The 16,721-nt window shown below is 44.3% G+C and carries 17 protein-coding genes and 1 tRNA gene; 10 read left to right on the top strand and 8 right to left on the bottom strand.

Annotated elements, in window-relative coordinates; genetic code table 11:
• The 3 genes from EXG77_RS13560 to nagE form a co-directional block, all read left to right on the top strand.
• The coding region (locus tag EXG77_RS13560; RefSeq protein ID WP_035398917.1) for an aminotransferase class III-fold pyridoxal phosphate-dependent enzyme at positions 1-425 on the top strand (425 nt) is incomplete at its 5' end.
• A gap of 154 nt (positions 426-579) precedes the next feature.
• A complete protein-coding gene (locus EXG77_RS13555; protein ID WP_023467139.1) occupies positions 580-777 on the top strand; it encodes a CsbD family protein in 198 nt (65 codons plus the stop codon).
• Positions 778-989: 212 nt separating this feature from the next.
• Positions 990-2,498 (top strand): N-acetylglucosamine-specific PTS transporter subunit IIBC, encoded by a 1,509-nt coding sequence (gene nagE / locus EXG77_RS13550; protein ID WP_035398909.1) that lies wholly within the window; start codon positions 990-992, stop codon positions 2,496-2,498.
• A gap of 21 nt (positions 2,499-2,519) precedes the next feature.
• On the opposite strand, the gene EXG77_RS13545 is transcribed toward nagE, so the two are convergent.
• The 4 genes from EXG77_RS13545 to yhfH form a co-directional block, all read right to left on the bottom strand.
• Positions 2,520-3,422: a DMT family transporter gene (locus EXG77_RS13545; protein WP_035398907.1), complete on the bottom strand. Its 903-nt coding sequence runs from the start codon at positions 3,420-3,422 to the stop codon at positions 2,520-2,522.
• Between the two features lie 100 nt (positions 3,423-3,522).
• Entirely contained in the window at positions 3,523-4,164 is a 642-nt protein-coding gene (locus EXG77_RS13540) for a YkyA family protein (protein ID WP_052017209.1), read from the bottom strand.
• Positions 4,165-4,179: 15 nt separating this feature from the next.
• Entirely contained in the window at positions 4,180-4,806 is a 627-nt protein-coding gene (locus EXG77_RS13535) for a polysaccharide deacetylase family protein (RefSeq protein ID WP_235515858.1), read from the bottom strand.
• 410 nt (positions 4,807-5,216) lie between these two features.
• Positions 5,217-5,363 (bottom strand): protein YhfH, encoded by a 147-nt coding sequence (gene yhfH / locus EXG77_RS13530; RefSeq protein ID WP_064505459.1) that lies wholly within the window; start codon positions 5,361-5,363, stop codon positions 5,217-5,219.
• A gap of 185 nt (positions 5,364-5,548) precedes the next feature.
• Between yhfH and EXG77_RS13525 the strand changes: the two genes are divergently transcribed.
• Both EXG77_RS13525 and EXG77_RS13520 read left to right on the top strand, forming a co-directional pair.
• Complete coding sequence (locus EXG77_RS13525; protein WP_035398905.1) at positions 5,549-6,175, top strand: nitroreductase family protein; 627 nt, start codon at positions 5,549-5,551, stop codon at positions 6,173-6,175.
• Positions 6,176-6,314: 139 nt separating this feature from the next.
• Positions 6,315-6,387 (top strand) — tRNA-Val (locus tag EXG77_RS13520).
• A 47-nt stretch (positions 6,388-6,434) separates the two neighbouring features.
• On the opposite strand, the gene EXG77_RS13515 is transcribed toward EXG77_RS13520, so the two are convergent.
• Positions 6,435-6,989: a YdhK family protein gene (locus EXG77_RS13515; RefSeq protein WP_035398904.1), complete on the bottom strand. Its 555-nt coding sequence runs from the start codon at positions 6,987-6,989 to the stop codon at positions 6,435-6,437.
• A 148-nt stretch (positions 6,990-7,137) separates the two neighbouring features.
• Here EXG77_RS13515 and EXG77_RS13510 point away from each other — a divergent pair, with 148 nt between their 5' ends.
• The 3 genes from EXG77_RS13510 to EXG77_RS13500 are packed head-to-tail and all read left to right on the top strand — an operon-like array spanning position 7,138 to position 9,722.
• Positions 7,138-8,487 (top strand): HAMP domain-containing sensor histidine kinase, encoded by a 1,350-nt coding sequence (locus EXG77_RS13510; RefSeq protein ID WP_035398902.1) that lies wholly within the window; start codon positions 7,138-7,140, stop codon positions 8,485-8,487.
• A 1-nt stretch (position 8,488) separates the two neighbouring features.
• Positions 8,489-9,139 (top strand): response regulator transcription factor, encoded by a 651-nt coding sequence (locus EXG77_RS13505; protein WP_023467148.1) that lies wholly within the window; start codon positions 8,489-8,491, stop codon positions 9,137-9,139.
• Positions 9,140-9,155: 16 nt separating this feature from the next.
• On the top strand, positions 9,156-9,722 hold the full coding sequence (locus EXG77_RS13500) for a histidine phosphatase family protein (protein WP_023467149.1): 567 nt from the start codon (positions 9,156-9,158) through the stop codon (positions 9,720-9,722).
• Between the two features lie 59 nt (positions 9,723-9,781).
• Here the strand turns inward: EXG77_RS13500 and EXG77_RS13495 are convergent, their stop codons facing one another.
• Entirely contained in the window at positions 9,782-11,269 is a 1,488-nt protein-coding gene (locus EXG77_RS13495; RefSeq protein ID WP_023467150.1) for an NAD(P)/FAD-dependent oxidoreductase, read from the bottom strand.
• 16 nt (positions 11,270-11,285) lie between these two features.
• Positions 11,286-11,831: an isoprenylcysteine carboxylmethyltransferase family protein gene (locus tag EXG77_RS13490; protein ID WP_035398900.1), complete on the bottom strand. Its 546-nt coding sequence runs from the start codon at positions 11,829-11,831 to the stop codon at positions 11,286-11,288.
• A gap of 213 nt (positions 11,832-12,044) precedes the next feature.
• On the opposite strand from EXG77_RS13490, the gene EXG77_RS13485 reads away from it, so the two are divergent.
• Positions 12,045-12,878 (top strand): M15 family metallopeptidase, encoded by an 834-nt coding sequence (locus EXG77_RS13485; RefSeq protein WP_035398898.1) that lies wholly within the window; start codon positions 12,045-12,047, stop codon positions 12,876-12,878.
• Positions 12,879-12,943: 65 nt separating this feature from the next.
• The gene (locus EXG77_RS13480; RefSeq protein ID WP_035398896.1) at positions 12,944-13,420 is read left to right on the top strand and encodes a hypothetical protein; all 477 of its coding nucleotides are present in this window, start codon (positions 12,944-12,946) and stop codon (positions 13,418-13,420) included.
• A gap of 60 nt (positions 13,421-13,480) precedes the next feature.
• Here EXG77_RS13480 and EXG77_RS13475 read toward each other — a convergent pair whose 3' ends face one another.
• Positions 13,481-16,621, bottom strand: coding sequence for an efflux RND transporter permease subunit (locus tag EXG77_RS13475; RefSeq protein WP_035398894.1), 3,141 nt, complete (start codon positions 16,619-16,621; stop codon positions 13,481-13,483).
• Positions 16,622-16,721: the final 100 nt, after the last annotated feature.

Genomic DNA, 16,721 nt, shown 5'->3' with positions numbered 1-16,721 from the left:
TATTCCCGATCTCATGTGTGGCTGCGAATAAAGATGTCCTTTCCGTCTTCAATCCAGGATCACACGGCTCGACGTTCGGTGGAAATCCACTCGCTTGTGCCGTCTCGATTGCTTCACTTGAAGTATTAGAAGACGAAAAGTTACCGGAACGTTCACTCGAACTCGGTACGTACTTCATGGAGAAATTAAAACAAATCAACAACCCGATGATTAAAGAAGTACGTGGACGTGGATTATTCATTGGTGTTGAATTAACAGAAGCAGCGCGACCATATTGCGAAGCGTTGAAGGAAAAAGGCTTGCTCTGTAAAGAAACACATGAGACAGTCATTCGTTTTGCACCACCGCTCGTCATCACAAAAGAAGAGTTGGATTGGGCGTTCGAACGGATTGAACAAGTATTAGGTGTTTCCGTCGCCCAGTAAAAAGAATAGCTTTAGATTAAACAACAGTGGACAGGACGTTCACTGTTGTTTTTGTTTAGGTAAGTGTCGGTTTTGATACAGGAAACGTTTGAAAATCAGTGACAAGGGAACAGACAACTATCGCAAAAAAAACTTTTAAATGGGGGTAATGGTTATGTCAAACAACAGTGGTCTCAATAAAAAAGTAGATGGTCTCGTCGATAAAGTAGCGGGTAAAGCAAAAGAAGCGCTTGGGAAAGCAACAGGCGATAAATCGACAGAGCGCGAAGGTAAAAAAGATCAAGTAAAAGGCGAGGCGAAGAAAACAGTCGGTAACGTCCAACAAAATTTTGAAGATACAAATCGCCGCTAAGACCGTTGAAATTAAATAGAAAAACCGGACTGGAGAATGACTCTAGTCCGGTTTTTAGCGTCTGCTATAATGAATTTTTATATCAATAAAAAAAGATAATGAATAATTTGTATAAAGGTCTAGTCATTTAGATGTTTATGTGGAATAATAAAAAACGTAAAAGCGTTTACATTGTTCTGTCATTATCGTTTATTCAAGAAAGGGTGAAAGGTATGTTGCAGTTTCTACAACGCATTGGTAAAGCCTTGATGTTACCAATCGCAGTATTACCGGCTGCCGGAATCGTACTCCGATTAGGTTCAGCGGATATGTTAGATATTCCGTTGATGGTAGCAGCAGGAGGGGCTATTTTTGATAACCTGCCATTGATCTTTGCCATTGGTGTCGCGATTGGTCTATCGATCGATGCGAGCGGGGCAGCGGGTCTTGCCGGGGCCATCGGGTATCTCGTCTTAAAGAATGGCGTCGACTCGATGAACAAGGATTATTCCAGCGCACAAATTCAGGCAAAGTATGATGCGATCGCGGCGATCGTCAATGATTCCTCGACCAAGGTCGACGGAGCGACACTTGGTTCGATCGCGAATCAGGCGACACTCGGTTCGACCGTTAATATGGCGGTATTTGGTGGAATCATCGCGGGTATCGTCGCAGGACTTCTATACAATCGGTTCTATAACATTAAGTTACCGGATTGGTTAGCATTCTTTGGTGGTCGTCGTTTCGTTCCAATCATTACATCAGCGGTCATGCTCGTACTTGCTTTCATCTTTGGTTATGTCTGGCCGTTCATCGAGCAAGGCATCAACGGTGCTGGTGAATGGATGGTTGGTCTTGGTGCAGGAGGCGCTGCTCTATTTGGGTTCTTTAACCGTCTCTTGATTCCTGTCGGCTTACACCACGTCTTAAATAATATTTTCTGGTTCGTCTTCGGTTCATATGAAAAAGCAGATGGTACGGTCGCGAATGGTGACATCGCGCGCTTCTTCGCTGGAGATCCGACAGCTGGGATTTATCAAGCGGGCTTCTTCCCAATCATGATGTTCGCCTTACCGGCTGCAGCTTTTGCGATCGTCATGGCTGCGCGTAAGGAAAATCGAAAAGCAGTTGCTGGAGCGATGATTGGTCTTGGATTGACGTCCTTCTTGACAGGTATCACGGAACCGATCGAGTTCTCGTTCATGTTCTTATCACCTGTTTTATATGTCATTCATGCAGTTTTAACAGGTCTATCGATGGCCATCGTTAACTTACTTGGTATTTTACATGGCTTCTCCTTCTCGGCTGGTTTCATTGATTATGCCTTGAACTTCGGGATTGCCACAAAACCATTACTTCTCATCCCGGTTGGTCTCGCGTTCGCGGTCGTCTACTACTTCCTGTTCTACTTCATGATCACGAAATTTGATTTGAAAACACCAGGTCGTGAAGATGAATCGCTCGTCACAGACACGGGAGTCGTTTTGACAGATTCAGACGATAAATATGAGCAACAAGCAGCACGCATCTTTGCGGGACTAAAAGGAACAGAAAATGTCACGTCGATTGACAATTGTGCGACACGTTTACGTCTTCAAGTCAAAGATCCAAACATCATTGACGAAGCAGCGATTAAAGCGGCTGGAGCAAAAGGTGTCATGAAGATGGGGGCGACTAGCGTTCAAATCATCATCGGCACGGACGTCGAGTTCGTTGCGGATGCGATGAAACGACAGAAGTAAAGAAAACGACCTTTCCTGAGCTCAGGAAAGGTCGTTTTGCTGTACGTTCGCAACAGATGCTGTTTTGCTTGAGCGATAAATTGGATAAAAGATTCCGATCAAGATGATGACGATCCCGATCCATTGGGAACTCATCAGATGTTCTCCTAAAATTAAGACGGAACAGATGACTGCTGTCGGTAGTTCAGCCGCTCCAAGTAAAGAAACGCTTGCTGGGGAGAGATGAGGTGCGCCAGCAGCAAATAAGAGCGGTGGTAAAATCAACGCGAACAGACCGAGCGGAATCGCGTATAACAGAAGTCCATTTTCGAAGTTCGCAGACGACAAGAATGTTGTCGGTGGATACATCGTCATGACGAAAGCAAGACCACCTGTCATCATGTAAAAACTTTTCTTAATGACGGGTAAATGATTGGCGATGCGTCCGCTGGCGAGTAAGAAAATCGAGAAGCTGACAGCCGCTCCAAGACCGAATAATGTTCCACGCAGGTCGAGTGGGCTCGAGTAAGCAGCACTCGCAAGAATGGCTCCACCAATCAATAGAATCGCAGACAAGAAGTGTGCGCGAGATGGTAAGCGTCTGAATGCGAGCGCATCGATGATGACTCCGATCCAAGTAAATTGGAATAAGAGAATAATTGCAACGGATGCGGATACGGTTTGAAGACTTTGATAGTACAGATAACCAGTTGTACCACTTGAGATACCGATCAGCATGAGAAGACCAGCTGTTTTGAGATCGAGACGAAGATTTTTCGTAAATAAGGCAAGTCCGAAAATCATCAGCCAGCCGAAGAAAAATTGACTACCTGAAACGGCTGCTGAGTTGAATCCAGCAGCATAAGCGAGTTTGACGATCGTTGAGAGGACACCATAACTGATAGCGCCGATGAGAACGAATAAAGTGGCTTTTGAGCGATGCATGAATAATTTCCCTCCATTTTTAGTAAAAACCACACAAAAAAGGTTGCAACGGGGCCTTGTCCAGGTTTTTTGGACAGGGTTTGGTTGCAACCTGTGTGATTTATTGAGTTGATGTGTCGAGCAAACGATACAGCCGGGTTTTCGTTTGATTATACTGAACGGTCAGCGTATTCCACTTCTTTAATGACGCGGTAGCTTTCCGTGTTAAACGATTTAAATCCGCTGTTGACTCATCAATCTTAACGAAATCCGGTTTTTTCGTCAAGCGTGAAAGCACTTTCTTTTCGGCGTCCATCGCTTGTCGATACGTTTTCGAGAACGTTTGAAACGTCTGCTGGCGTTCCTTGATGATTGTCACTAAGGCAGTTCCTTCTGTTTTTGCTTTACCATCAAGTTGGTTGACAGCATCCTGCAATTCTTCAAGATCAAGTTCAGCGTACGTTTCTTTACGTAACGTTTCTTCTTGTTTCAATAAAGCAAGCCGTTCGTCATTTAAGGCTTCTAATTCCTCTCGTTCATTTTGAGAGCGTTTGATTTCTTCAGCACCTGCATCAAGAACGGCTTGATACGTATTAACTGAAATTTCGTCCTTACGAGCACGTTGATCAGCTAGCGTGAATGCTTTCTCTTCACCTTTGACTTGTTGCTCTAGCTGTTCATGAAGAGAGGTTGGTGAATCGTTGGAACAGGCAGCGAGTCCAAAGCTCGACAGGAACAGTACTGCTACGAATGTTTTTTTCATCTGGATAGTAACTCCTTATAAATTCGAGTGTTGCGCGAAGTTGTACGGAATATGGAAATCTTCATCATAAATCGCGAATTGATAGCCTTTTTTCTGAAGTCCGGCAACAATGGCTGGAAGTGCTTTGATGGCTTGTGGTTGTTCATGTAAGAGAATGATTTCAAACGGACGCTCTGCTCGCCGAATGACTGTATTCGCGACTTCTTTTGCACTATCTTTGTAATACCAGTCCATTGAATCGATCGACCAGTCCCACACACGGAAGTCTGCTGAATGAATGGCAGATGCCATTTTTTTTGTGATGCCTGGATCAGAGCCATAAGGTGGTCGTGTCAAATGTGGTGTTAGCTTCGTCAACTCATGGATTTTCTTCTGAACACTTTGCATCTCTGAGACATACTTTCCTTTTTCGTACAATGTATCGTAATCGTGTGTTTCCCCGTGTAATCCGATATAGTGTCCAGCTTTAGCAGCAGCTTTGACTTCTTGTGGAAAAGCATCTACTTGTGTTCCGAGATAAAAGAAAGTGGCACGAGTCTGAAGTTGATCCAATGTTCGAAGTAAGTCCGGTGTTAATGCGGATGGACCATCCTCGAATGTTAAATAAGCGACTTTTTTCGTCACACCATTCCATTTTTCCACGCGTGCTTTTTCCATATTGACGACAGGCACTTCAATAATGGATTTACCTGTCGTAATGGAATGTTGTTCAGGAGTAAAAACATATCGGAAAGCGACATATCCCCCAACTCCGAGAAAGACCAGTGTGAGAAGTAAGAAAAACCGAGGGAAAAACTTTCTTTTTTTGTACGCGGTCGTGGACCGAGTTCGCTAGCGTGGCTTGAGGTAAATGGATCCATCGTTGTCTGTCGCTCCTTTTGTCAAAAATATCATATACAGATAATGTAACATTCTGACTGTTTCTTTTGTAACAAACAGATGACAAAAAGATGACGGAAAATCGATTTTTCTAAAAAATATTGATTTATTTAGAAAGAGTTTAAAAGAAATAAAAAAACAACCACTAAGTAAGTGATTGTTTCATGTATTATTTAGTGTTCTGTTACAGCACACTCATCGCATTCCGTTTGATAGGATTCACATTGTTCATCCATCTCTTTTCCGCAATGGGCACACGTCTTGACGGGAAGCTCACGATAGAATGCAGCAGATGCTTCTTGGTAAAGGGGTTGTTCCATGTGTTTTTCCTCCTTCAAAGTAAACGCAATGATCTTTTTTCTTGATTTTATTGTATTAGTACAGAAGTTGAATGTCAACTATTGTTTTATAACAGTAGATTCGTTTGAAGTATTGATAGAGGACAATGAAAATAAGACATGCTACGATATCTAAGTAATCTGATAATGATAAGGGGGATTTACACATGACACAGGCAACACTTGATACAATGCGTGTCTTAACAGAAAGACGTTCCGTTCGTCATTACGACGAAACGTTCAAGCTTTCAAAACAGGAAGTAGAAGAACTATTAGAATGGACGACAGCCGCGCCGAGTGCTTGGAATTTGCAACACTGGCATTTCACGGTCTTTCATTCGGAAGAAGCGAAGCAGCAGCTTGCACCGATCGCATACAATCAGCCGGCTATCACTTCGGCTTCAGCAGTCATTGCGATCTTAGGTGATGTTCAAGCTAATCGAAACTACAATCCAGTGTACGGTCCAGCAGTGGAAGCAGGTGGCATGACAGAGGATCTGTTTGATTCGATCAAGGCACAGGTAGAAGGCGCTTATCAAAGTGAGGCGTATGGACGCGACGCGGCTATGTCGAATGCGAGCCTTGCTGCGATGCAATTGATGCTTGCGGCAGAAGCGCGTGGATTATCAACACTCGCAATGGGTGGATTTGATCATCAACGTTTTGCGGAAACGTTCATCACCGAGTCACGGTATGTACCAGTCATGCTGATTGCTGTCGGAAAAGCGGTTGAAGATGCGAAAAAACGTCCGGCACTACGTTTACCGATTGATCGAGTATCAACCTTCCTGTAAGTCATTCAAAATGGGGGAAGCGGGGTGGATTCCCCCATTTTAAATTTTTTTATTTTTTTTCAGAAAAAGACTTGTCAGCCTTTTAGTTTCTTGATATATTAATACATGTCCTAGCAAGTACATAACGTACTGCAAACATGATTCTGTAGCTCAGCTGGGAGAGCGCTACCTTGACAGGGTAGAGGTCGCTGGTTCGAGCCCAGTCAGAATCATACCGAAAGCCCGCTTCTCCTTTAAAGGAAAAGCGGGCTTTTTTTTATTATTTCTTTATCTCATCCTCTGTGACCCATTTATGATTTTTCACCATCTCTCCACCGTCCGTTGGTTCATAGTTCACCATATAAACCGTCGTTTCTTTTACTTCGTCAATCGTCGCTTTAGCTCCATCCATACCCTTCATATGATCCGCTTTGACAGTCGCTTCATCACCAACTTGCAGTGGCTTAGTTGGAACGGGATCGAGTTCTTCCTGAATGACCCATTTATGATTTTTCACTATCTTTCCACCAGTAGTCGGTTTGTAACTAATCGCATAGACGACGGTATCATAAGCTCCCGCAATCGTTGCTTTAGCTCCGTTCATTCCATCCATATGATTCGTCGTCAACGTGACGTTGCTTCCTTTCGGATAAGTCGGATCACTGGCTTCCTTTAGACCAGACGGTATCTTTCCATCACTCGAATGCATCATATCTCCATGAGACATGTCGTGTGAGTCGCTATTGCTTCCTTCGTCATTTGAAGCGGATCCGCATGCACCGAGCCAAAGCGTAGAACTAAGAGCCAGTGCGGTTAACGTCAATGATTTTTTCATAATAAAACCCTCCTGAATTCACTAGTCTTTTTTACTATACCCAGCGTATGTGCAAATCGTGTGCAGATGAGGTGACAGTTTTGTTTGTCTGCGTCGATCGCGTTTTTTTTAGCTATACTAAAAGTGGAGAGGAAAAGGAGGAATCGTCATGCGTCGTATTTCATACTCGGTCGGAGGGATCGTGCTTGCGGCATTTTTAATTTGTGGCAGTGTGTTGTTTGGGACGTTGTATTATCAGTTGTCTCAAACACGAACGCAGGAAGTAGTGGACGGTTTACTGAACCGAGGAAATACCCATCGTGATGTCCTTGTCGATTCCTATGACCAAACGACGATGCGCCATGTCAGCATGATGGAAGCAGATTCATCGTTTACTGTAGTGATCACTGATGCAGATGGAAAACGACTCGAAGCGTCACGACCTTTGTCGAATGAGATGAAAAGTGTGCTAGAGCATACGGATTTCGATTACCGTCAACAAGGAAAAATCGTGACGATGCGTGACTTTTTAATGACGGACAGTCCCATCACCATCGACGGGAAACATCAGGGTCATGTCTTCATGTTCGCTTCTAAAGCAATCGTGGATCACGTACTTAATCCGTTGAAACAGCAGTTTTTCCAAGTGGGTCTGCTCGCACTTTTATTAGCAGGTGCGGCAAGCATTTGGACGACCCGACTCATCTCTCGTCCGCTGGTTCAAATGGAAAAAGCGACGGCACGTCTATTAGATGGGGAAGATGGAGCGTTGCCGATTGATCGACAAGACGAACTGGGACAATTGGCGCGTTCGATTCAGCAATTAAAACAAGATCTCGATTTTTTGAATCGGGAACGATCCGAATTTTTAGCAAGCGTATCTCATGAACTACGAACACCATTGACATATATAAAGGGATACGCGGACATTCTCGAACGTCAAACGTTGACGCCGGATGAGCAACAACGCTACGTTACGATCATTCGAGAAGAAAGTCAGCAAATGAATGAATGGATTGAGCAATTATTTTGGTTAGCACGCATTGATGCGAATGCTTTTATGATGGAACGAAAACCTGTCGATGTCGAAGACTTGATTCATCAAGTGATACGATTGATGCGCCTGGACATCGAACAAGAAAATGTTTCGTTCGAGATAGAAGGTGAGCGAATAGAAGTGATGGGTGACGCTCAGCAGCTCCGCCAGATGATCGTGAATATCGTTGAAAATGCACGGCGACATACGACGTCGGGAAAAATTATCGTTCGTTATGGTGTCAACGCAGTAGGGGCTTTCATTCAAATCGAAGATACAGGAGAAGGGATCGCTGCAGAATCTTTACCTCATGTAACGAAACGGCTCTACCGAACGGAAGCATCTCGTTCTCGAAAACATGGAGGAACTGGAATCGGACTCTCCATCGTTGAAGCAATTGCTCAGACACATGGAGCAGAATTGAACATCAAGAGTCAGCTTGGACATGGAACACAAGTGACACTGCAGTGGAAGGAGAAATAAAATGCCGCATGTATTGATCGTAGATGATGAACCAAGAATGCTTGAACTGCTCAAACTGTATATTCAGCCGTATGGGTACACGTGTCAGCTTGTGGATTCTGCGCAACAAGCTCTTGATCTCTGCCGTCAGCACGTATTCGACCTGATTTTACTAGATGTCATGATGCCGGATATGGATGGCTGGACATGTTGTCGTCTCATTCGAGAACACTCTAACATCCCAATCTTGATGGTTACGGCTCGGAATCAGCGGGAAGACATCATTCGGACACGAGAAGTAGGAGCGAATGATTACATATCAAAACCGATTCAAGAAGGGGAACTGATCGGGCGAATGGAAGTTTTATTACAGCAACAGTATGATGGTCTATCCTATGACCGGGAAAGCTATCGTTGTAGTTACCTCCAACAAAAGATTTCGTTAACGAAGACGGAGTTTGAGTTGTTAGGTGTATTTTTAGATTCTCCACGACGTGTTTGGACACGCGATCAACTAACGACGATGTTATGGGGAGCGGAAGCGTCTGTAGACGAGCGGACGATCGACTCGCATATCAGACATTTAAGAGAAAAACTACGTGTTTGCGGTTTTCCGATTGAACAGCATCTCGAAACAGTTCGCGGAATCGGATACCGATGGACACACCAATAAAGGGGAAAATCAAAACATGACGACACTCTATTTCGTACGGCACGCACACTCGACATATTCACCAGATGAACGGAAACGGCCACTTTCCGATAAAGGACGAGCAGATGCGATACGTTTACTTGAAACGTTTCAAGAAATTCCAATCGACAGGTTCTACAGCAGCCCGTATCAACGGGCGATCGAGACGATTGCACCGCTTGCGGAGGCACGTCAACAACCAATCATTGAGGTAGAGGAACTACGAGAGCGATTGTTAGCACCGGGAGAGCTTGACGATTTTCAAGCAGCGGTCACATATGTATGGCAACATCCGAATGAAAATCCGTATGGAGGCGAAACGAACAACGAAGCGTCGCAACGCATTCGGCCATTCATCGACGAACTAGTGGAGAAGCATCCTGACGAAATAGTCGTTCTTGGAACACACGGAAACATCATGGTGTTACTCTTAGAAACATTTGATTCGACGTTTGATTACGCATTTTGGAAATCCTTACCAATGCCAGCCGTATGTCGAATGGATGTGAGATTAGGAGAAAAGGCGGACATTCATGTCGTACCACTTTTGACGAATACAAAGTAAAAAAAGAGACGGAACTGATGAGTGAATCAGTTTCCGTCTCTTTTGTAATTGGAGAAATCTTAAGGCGTAGGAACAGCACCTTCATGTTTTCGGATCAAATCAGCTGTTAATTGACCGGACAAGGTGACCATTGGTACACCGCCGCCTGGATGTGTCGACCCACCAACGAAATAAAGTCCTTCGTACAAGTCACTCTTCGATGGAATCTTGAATCCACCATTTTTCTTCCGATCGGCTGCGACACCATAAATCGATCCACCGTTTGGACCGTATAATTCTTTCAAATCCTCTGGGGTAAAGCGATATTCAAACTCGATCGATTCCCGAAGTCCATGAAGTCCCATCCGCTCCAGTTTATCGAGAACGACTTCGCGGTACGCATCCCAGTCGACCTCACCTTTTTGAAGTGTTAGCGGTGGAACGTGTGTCAAGACGAATAAGTTATCCTTCCCTTCAGGAGCTTGGGAAGCGTCGGATTTTGACGAGACACCGACATAAATCGTTGGATCCTCTGGAGGAGTACCTTCTTTGAACATTTGGGCGAATTCACGCTCTGGATTTTCTGAGAAAAAGAAATTATGATGCGCTAGCCCGCGATACTCACGATTTACACCGAGCAATAGGACAAGACCTGAAACGGAAGGGGCAAACGACGCTTGTAATTTTTTTGCCTGTTTCCGGGCTTTTTTCTCCGGAACGATCCGTTCGTAAGTCGGGATGACCTCAAGGTTTGAGACGACGATGTCGGCTGCATGGAATGTTCCGTTTGATAGAACGCCCACCGCTTTTTTATTTTCAAGGACGATTTGTTCAACGGGGGAGTTGAGGTGAACTGTGACACGGAGCTCATCAAGTAACCGTTTCATGGCACGCGCGATTTGGTACATCCCACCTTTGACATAATAGATACCGAGACCCATTTGAACATAAATCATCTGATTGAAGACAGCAGGTGCCTGATATGGGTTGGAACCGACATACATGACCATATAGTTGAATAGCTGTTCGAGATACGGATCATTGAGATGTTTTTTGGTTCCGGTCGCAACGGTATTCATCGGGTCCATCTTTAATAAATCAGACATCGTATGGTATTTTTTTAAGTCCTTTAAATCTTCAAGACTGTATTTATAAAAACTGTCGAGGCACAAGTCGTACATTTGTTTGGAGTACCGGAACAATTCGACAAAATCAGCCCGTGACGAGACGTGCTCGACTTCTTCGAGCATTCCAGGTAAGTCACCTTTGACATCGATTTTTGTTCCATCCTCAAAGAATGTACGCCATTGCGGTTCAATGCGCTCGATTTCTAAGTAATCATCCAAGTTACGATGAACGCTTGAGAAGAGTTGTTCGAGTACCCAAGGCATCGTTAAGATAGAAGGACCGGTATCGAAAGTAAATCCCTTTCCACTACGTTGATTCAGTTTCCCTCCAACGTTCGCATTCTTTTCAAGCATCGTGACTGCATAACCATCTCCAGCCAAACGAATGGCAGCAGACATACCAGCAAGACCAGCTCCAATGACGATTGCACGTTTCTTCAAATGGATCACTTCTCCTTTAGTAGATGAATGGAATCAATCGTTTTCGTTTTGCAGCCCATACCGTATAGGCGGGTCCAAAACCTTTCGTTAACATCGCTTCTTCGATTCGAATCCGGTAGAGCAAGAAAATGAACATCAGAAGTCCGGAGAGAATGAAAAGTCCGAACTGACCGGTGAACAGGGGGAAGCTCATCGTAATCAACAACAACCCACTGTATAACGGGTGACGTAAAAAGCGATAGGGACCGCTACTGACGAGCTGATCACCAGACGCCACGACGACATGACGAGTGAACTGTTGTTTTAAGTGGAGAATTCCCCATAGGCGTAAGGAAACACCACACCATAATAAAATGCATGAAGAGATGCGCATGACAGAAGAAACAGTTTCATTCGCAAAGAGGAAAGCGCAGAAGATCGTTCCGCTTAGGACAAGGAAAATCAAATAAAAACTAACTTGTTCTGCTGCGCCTGACTTAGACTCGGAGCGATTCCGGAAACGAATCATCTCGCCAATCCAGCAGATGCTACCGATACTGAAAATCCATTCCCAAAGTGACACGTACGCTACTCCTTTCTACATCAGAATCATGTTTCGAAAACGCATACATCGTTATTTACCCATTGTAATTCGTCCTTAAGCTACATTTAGAAAACTTCAGAAATACTTCATTTTCATGACAAGCATTCCGAAAGAACCATGTTTGAAAAAAAGAATGGTATTCTAATCTAAAATATGGAATGTAAATATTATTAGATGGAGTGAAAATCGAAAATGAAGAGAAAACAGATATTCATCATGACATTGGCAGTGATAGCTACGGTTACGTCCACGACGACTTACATACCAGCAGTCGATGCATCAACATCTTCTTATCGTCAAGCCAAGACATCCCTTCATTTACGTCAAGGGGCATCACTCGAGCAACCGAGTCTTACGGTTATTCCAACAGGGATCTATGTGACGGAACTGTCGAAAGTCGGTACCTGGTCAAAAGTACAATATGGTACGAAGATTGGTTATGCGAGCACAAAATATCTACTAACGGATGAACAAATCGGTGGAAAACGGATCGGTCATACTCTCATCGCGAATAAGAACTTAGCGCTCCGCTCGACATACGCTCCTGGTGAGAATCAACAAGCAAGAGCAGCGTTTGAGAAAATGCGTGTAGCGGCTAAAAAAGAGGGAATTACGCTCGTTGCATTTAGTACTTATCGCTCCTATGCCTATCAAAAAACGTTGTTTGATAAATATGTTGCGCGTGATGGATATGAGAAGGCGAGTACGTATAGTGCGGAACCCGGGAAAAGTGAACACCAAACAGGTCTTGCGTTTGATATCGGAGGCGCTGATTCAACAAAATACGCCACGTTCAGCTTTTCAAAAACAAAAGAGGCAAAATGGTTGTTTGCGAATGCTCACCGCTACGGCTTCCATCTCCGTTATCCATCTGGTAAAGAATCTTGGACGGGTTATACGTATGAGAGCTGGCACTATCGGTATGTCGGAGCAACGCTTGCCGCTCGTCTAAAAGTCAGTGGATTAACAATGGAGGAGTATTTCCACCTCGCACCATGGAAACCAGTAAAGGTTTCGACTCCTTAAAAACATGGTAAATAGAGGATGTTGGCTTAGTCGGTTATTCGTCTCGGGTGAAAGAGGTGGAACGAATGGCAAAAAAAGATGCGAAACATCACATCATGACGTTTACGTTCAAAGAAGAAGCGACATCCTATCAAGTATTTAGTGAATTGAAGAAATATCATGCACGAGGTCAAGTCGATTTCGAACAGGTTGCCGTCATCAAGCGAAATGAGAATGGTGCTTTTTCGTTTGAAGATGCTGTAGACCTAAGCGGATCGAATCGCGCCGTCAAAGGCTCATTGATTGGAATGGCCGTTGGTATCTTAGGTGGACCATTTGGCATCTTGCTTGGTTCGATGACGGGTATGCTGATTGGTGGATCGAAAGACATGAAGGAAAATCAAGAAATCCAAGAAACGTTCAAACGAACACTCGGTGTCATTCCACCTGGACAAACAGGAATTATCGCGATCGGTGAAGAGTTTGAACCATCCGTTCTTGACGGATTAGTAGCGCAACATGATGGTACATTAGAACGAACGGATGAACAGTTAGAGTCGTAAGCCTGATAGAACGAAAGGGGCCTATCGCTTGGATCGCGATAGGCTCCTTTTCATGTGCATTTACTTAGTCGTACGTTCTTTTTTTGCTTTTTTGAAGAAGAACAATTCATAGACGACAGGAACGATGATAAGTGTTAACAACGTAGAAGTCGTTAATCCACCGATGACCGTCAAGGCAAGACCTTTTGAGATCAATGTTCCTGAAGAAGTGGTTAATGCGAGAGGTACCAATGCCATGATTGTTGCAAATGCGGTCATTAGGATTGGGCGTAATCGCGTTTTACCAGCTTCAATCAATGATTCGCGGATCGGCATACCACGTCCGACGTTTTGACCAATGCGGTCGACGAGAACGATTGCGTTCGTGGTGACGATTCCGATCAACATCAGGAAGCCGATCATGACACTAACAGACAATGGTTCATTCGCAAGGAAGAGCGTGACGAGTGAACCAATCGGAACAAAAATCAGAGAGGACAAGATGATGAACGGAATCCGAGCTTTTCCGAATGTGATCAACATTGTCAGGTAAACAAGTCCGATTGCAACGACGATCGCAATTCCGAGTGATTGGAAGATTTCGACCGTATCGTCATTTCCGCCACCACTTGTCAGTGAGACACCGTCTGGTAAATCGATTTTTTCGACGTCAGCTTTTACAGCGTTCGAAACGTTTTGAACGTCGTCTCCTTTGACTTGTCCAGATACGCGAGCATATACTTTTCCGTCGAGTTTCTGAATCGATGTGAAGGTCTCGACTTCATTGACATTCGCAACATCTTTTAAAGCGACAGGACCGTTTGCTGAGAAGAGTTGGACATCTTCGAGATCTTCTTTCGAGACGAGTCCTTCTTCATAAGATAATTGTACGTCTTGATCCTTATTGTCGAGATTGAGCGTTCCGACCGTGACTGGCTTCGTTTGATCGTTGACGGTACCGAGAATTTGGAAACCAGATAGTCCGCGATCACTTGCTTTCTCAGGATCGATTTCTACGAGATACTGCTTTTGTTTTTCGCTGAAGTTGTTCGTGATATATTTCAAATCATTATTTTTCGACATGTTATCCTCGACGAGTTTTGCCGCTTCTTGAAGGGCTTCGAGGTCGTTCGAGAACAAGTCGACATCGACGTTGTTATTCGACGGAGGACCACCTGTCGATAGTTCAGCCACACTGATTTTGACATCGACGTTTTCATCTTGAGCGATGTCTTCCATCTGTGTTTCAAGTGACTTGATCGTTTTCTCGACGTTTACACCGTCTTTTAGATTCAAGAAGTAACTTGCTTTATTATCGAGACGTAAGCCTGTCGTGAAGTCACGTGCTCCGACAGAAGTCGTCACGTCAGCAATGGCTTTTTCTTTATCAAACATTTTTTCCATCTCAAACGAGACGTCACTTGTTTTTTCAAGTGATGTGGCAGCCGGAAGTTCGAGCGATGCCGTCAAGGTCTTCGATGCCTCGTTCGGAATGAACGTAAAGCCGAGACGCGGTACGATCGCTAGGGAACCACCGAGAAGGACGAACGATACGATCAAGATGATCGCCTTGTGCGAGAGTGATTTTTCAATCAGCTTGCCATACCAACGTTGGAGAGCGCCTTCTTTTTCTTCTGCTGGTACCTTCTTGAAGGCAAATTTTGCGAGAATCGGTACGATCGTGATCGCAACGAGTAGTGACGCAAGTAATGAGAAAATAATCGTCAAAGCGAACGGTAAGAAGAACTTACCAGTAATCCCACCGACAAATCCAATCGGTAGGAAGACGACGACGGTCGTCAGCGTTGATGACGTGATTGCTTTTAGAATCTCTTTTGTCGATTGTTCGATGATCTCATCCGTCATACCGGATTCGGATTTTCGGACGCGCCGGAAGATGTTCTCGATGACAACGATACTATCATCGACGACACGACCGACTGCAACAGCCATCCCACCAAGTGTCATGATGTTCAGGGAGATATCTTGCCAGTTCAAGAAGATAGCGGCGATGAGTAATGACAATGGAATCGAGACGATGGCGATGATCGTCGCGCGGATGTTCCGCAAGAATAAGAGTACAGCGAGTGATGCGAAGAGGGCACCAAGTAATCCTTCTTTGACGAGTGTCGCAACGGACTCCTCGATATCCTTCGCTGAATCAATCCCAATCGTATAGTCGACTTGGTCGTCATATTTATTGAGGATCTTCGTGACTTCATCTGCGATTTCGACCGTATTGGCATCTTGTTTTTTCGTGATTGCCATCGATAAGGAATCTTTTAAATCGTAACGTGTTTTTTCACTTTGTTGTGAGACGGCTTCGATTTTTGCGATATCCTCTAGGCGAATCGGCTCTGCAGGTTCAGACGCCTGATCTGCAGCTGCACCACCTGTTGTACTTGGTGGTCCTTGCGTTGCACCTTGTGGTGGACCGCCAGCAGATGAACCACCTGTTTGACCGTTACTTGATGAACTAGTTGCACCTGTAGCAGGTGTTAATTGTAGATTTTTTAGTTTATCTAGATTTTCTAGTTTTTCCTCAACACGAATCGGAATTTTCGAATCGTTTTCTGATAGCTGACCAGATGGGAACGAGACATACTTTCCATTGATTTGTTCCTTGATGCTTGAGAGCGAGAGACCCGCTTCCGTCGCTTTCTCCTTATCGACGGTGATTTGAACGAGATCATCCTTATAGCCACCAACCGACACGCTGTTGATGCCTGGAATCTTATTAAGTTCAGGCTCGATGTCTTCCTTAAGGATTTTTTCGATGTCTTTACCATCCTTGCTAAAGAAGGAGATATTATAGATCGGGAACGATCCAAAGGACAGACGATTTAATTTCGTCGTTGCTTCCTCCGGTAGATTCGCATCTTGGATGGCAGCATCGATTTGTTGTTCGACCTTATCCATATCGGTATCGAACGGGAATTCGATGTTTAAGATACCGATACTTTCATAAGAAGAACTTGTTAGCTTGGTAGCCCCTTCAATTCCTTTAAGGGAAGTTTCAAGCTTTGAGACGACTTGTTTATCGACATCGTCAGGTGATGCACCAGGGTAAACCGCTTCGATTGAAATCTGAGGAAACTCGATTTCCGGGAACTGATCAACTTTTAATTGTGAGAAGGAATACACGCCTCCTAAAATCAATAGGATTGCAATGATGAAGACAGCAACCGAGTTCTTCAAACTAAATCGGGTTAAAAAGTTCATATGAACGCTCCTTTCTTTTTATATGTGCTTATTTACATAGTAGAGGACACTCATAGAACCCGCAACTTTAAAACTGTTTTTATTTAAAAAGATCTTTCTT

This window comes from Exiguobacterium sp. OS-77, assembly GCF_000414195.2.
Lineage (GTDB): Bacteria > Bacillota > Bacilli > Exiguobacteriales > Exiguobacteriaceae > Exiguobacterium_A > Exiguobacterium_A indicum.
The sequence above is the reverse complement of the archived record's forward strand: the minus strand, read 5'-3'. Positions and strand labels throughout refer to the sequence as shown.

Coding starts and splice junctions, on each gene's coding strand:
- EXG77_RS13555 (WP_023467139.1), top strand. CDS start 580: ATGTCAAACAACAGTGGTCTCAATAAAAAAGTAGATGGTCTCGTCGAT.
- nagE (WP_035398909.1), top strand. CDS start 990: ATGTTGCAGTTTCTACAACGCATTGGTAAAGCCTTGATGTTACCAATC.
- EXG77_RS13545 (WP_035398907.1), bottom strand. CDS start 3,422: ATGCATCGCTCAAAAGCCACTTTATTCGTTCTCATCGGCGCTATCAGT.
- EXG77_RS13540 (WP_052017209.1), bottom strand. CDS start 4,164: ATGAAAAAAACATTCGTAGCAGTACTGTTCCTGTCGAGCTTTGGACTC.
- yhfH (WP_064505459.1), bottom strand. CDS start 5,363: ATGGAACAACCCCTTTACCAAGAAGCATCTGCTGCATTCTATCGTGAG.
- EXG77_RS13525 (WP_035398905.1), top strand. CDS start 5,549: ATGACACAGGCAACACTTGATACAATGCGTGTCTTAACAGAAAGACGT.
- EXG77_RS13515 (WP_035398904.1), bottom strand. CDS start 6,989: ATGAAAAAATCATTGACGTTAACCGCACTGGCTCTTAGTTCTACGCTT.
- EXG77_RS13510 (WP_035398902.1), top strand. CDS start 7,138: ATGCGTCGTATTTCATACTCGGTCGGAGGGATCGTGCTTGCGGCATTT.
- EXG77_RS13505 (WP_023467148.1), top strand. CDS start 8,489: ATGCCGCATGTATTGATCGTAGATGATGAACCAAGAATGCTTGAACTG.
- EXG77_RS13500 (WP_023467149.1), top strand. CDS start 9,156: ATGACGACACTCTATTTCGTACGGCACGCACACTCGACATATTCACCA.
- EXG77_RS13485 (WP_035398898.1), top strand. CDS start 12,045: ATGAAGAGAAAACAGATATTCATCATGACATTGGCAGTGATAGCTACG.
- EXG77_RS13480 (WP_035398896.1), top strand. CDS start 12,944: ATGGCAAAAAAAGATGCGAAACATCACATCATGACGTTTACGTTCAAA.
- EXG77_RS13475 (WP_035398894.1), bottom strand. CDS start 16,621: ATGAACTTTTTAACCCGATTTAGTTTGAAGAACTCGGTTGCTGTCTTC.